The sequence below is a fragment of the Prevotella sp. P5-108 genome (assembly GCF_002251385.1).
Lineage (GTDB): Bacteria > Bacteroidota > Bacteroidia > Bacteroidales > Bacteroidaceae > Prevotella.
Map to the genome: position 1 here is coordinate 1 of NZ_NPJJ01000022.1, position 1,904 is coordinate 1,904.

Sequence of the window (1,904 nt, forward strand, 5' to 3'; positions counted from 1 at the left end):
CTGTAACTTTGTAATCGGTAGTCATATTAAATATTTTTGTAACTTATTGTAAATCACCTATAAAGGTACAAAATATTTGTGAGACTACCAACTTTTTTATGAACAAAATCTTATCCCGAACTGGGGTACATTATGAACAAAAAACAGGTAATGGACATACGTCCAAACTCTGATGGCATCAGCCAGGCAGAGAGTAACGAACAGCAACGAAACTGGAGTGAAGACTTCCTCCGGAAGAAATCAAACGACCCGATGGCGAACTATGACCCGACACGAACTCACTTGAATTTTGAGGTGGCTCGTGGTGGCATCGTCCAACCAATCGACAAGTCGAAGTCCATCATGCAGAAGATGGCAGACAATCTTGCAGCACGTGGAATAAAAGACCCTAATGCCCGAGAGAATGTCCGCCGTCGGCAGAACACGCTGGCCCAATTTATCTTTGGTGGGAGCCGAGAACGTATGAACGAACTCGCTTTCGGAAACCAGACATTGAGCCTTGACAAAGGTGCCGATAACTCCCACTTGACAAGGAACAATGACATCGAGGAATGGGCAAAAGATGTGTATGCTTTTGTTGCCCACCGCTTTGGCGAAGAGAACATCGTTAGCTTCTACGTCCATCTTGACGAGACCAATGTTCACGCACATTGTACACTTATTCCATTAGACCAGGAGAAGAACCGCATTTCTTGGCGTTCTATATTTGGCCAAAACAAGCATGAGATGGGGCAGCTATTCTCTCAACTGCATGACGAGTTCTCAAAAGAGGTCGGCATGAAGTGGGGACTGGAACGTGGCGACAGTATCAGAGAAACTGGTGCCCGTCACCGATCCACCTACGAATACAAGCGGGAACTTGTGAATGACGTGAACCGGCTTGAAAGCCGGAAGATAGGTTTAGCTGCCGAAATCAAACAAAAGGAACGTAAACTGAAAAGCCTGACAACAATGATGGCCAATCTTCAGGAGCGTCGTGCATCCATCCAAAGAGAGATAGAGGAAATCGCCCGTAGTTTAGGTGAGGAAGGCACGGACAACATTGTTCTGACAGCCCGTATTAAGAGCCTTCGTCAAGAGATGGAAAACATTGACAGTAAGATTGCTGAGCGTTCCAAGATGCTAGAAGAAACGAGTGTCAGCCTTAAGAATATTCGAGAAAAACTCTTTGATTTGAAACGAGAGCATCAAAGAGCCTTGGAAAGAGAAGGTGATGATATTGATAGGGAGGCAGCACGCATCCGTATGGGAATCACCAGTACTTACAATATGATGCTGGCTAAGACTATGCAGGAAATCATTCCGACTCTAAACGATAGGCAACGTGACATCTTACGAGAAAAGGGTTATTATGACCTTACCGAAAACGTTCAAAATATAGCCAACTGTGCCATGTTGCTGGCTGTCAACTATGTCAAGCTGGCCACCTCTTACGCAGAATCATGTGGTGGCGGTGGCGTGTCGAACTTGTCTGGATGGGAACAGAAGAAGGATGAGGATGATGAGCGATGGTGGGTACGCTGTATCGCTACGGCTTCTGCAATGGTTAAACCAAGAGGGAAAAAACGCTCTGCTGGAGTAGGAAGATAAAAAGTTACGCCCAAATGACTCTCTTATTGTTGGAATCATTCGGGCACGCAAACTTTTTTATACACAAGTGTATAAGTAATAACCTGAGTTCGGGATAAGAAAGTCTTTGTAAAAGTTGGTAATCTCAATAATTTTTAGTACCTTTATGGTTGTGAATCAATTAATTATAAAATTAAAGGATACTATAGTTATGGAGATTACCAAGAACAAAATTACGGAAATTTTCTGTATTATCGATGATTTTTGCCAAGAATATGATATGGAAATTGCCCGCATGTCCATTTGTGAGTCAGATGGGCGTAAGCACCGGAATG

The 1,904-nt window shown here is 43.7% G+C and carries 1 protein-coding gene; it reads left to right on the plus strand.

What is annotated here, in order from left to right; genetic code table 11:
• Positions 1 to 132: 132 nt before the first annotated feature.
• A complete protein-coding gene (mobV, locus tag CIK95_RS03730; RefSeq protein ID WP_094466305.1) occupies positions 133 to 1,590 on the plus strand; it encodes a MobV family relaxase in 1,458 nt (485 codons plus the stop codon).
• The last annotated feature ends 314 nt before the right edge of the window (positions 1,591 to 1,904 follow it).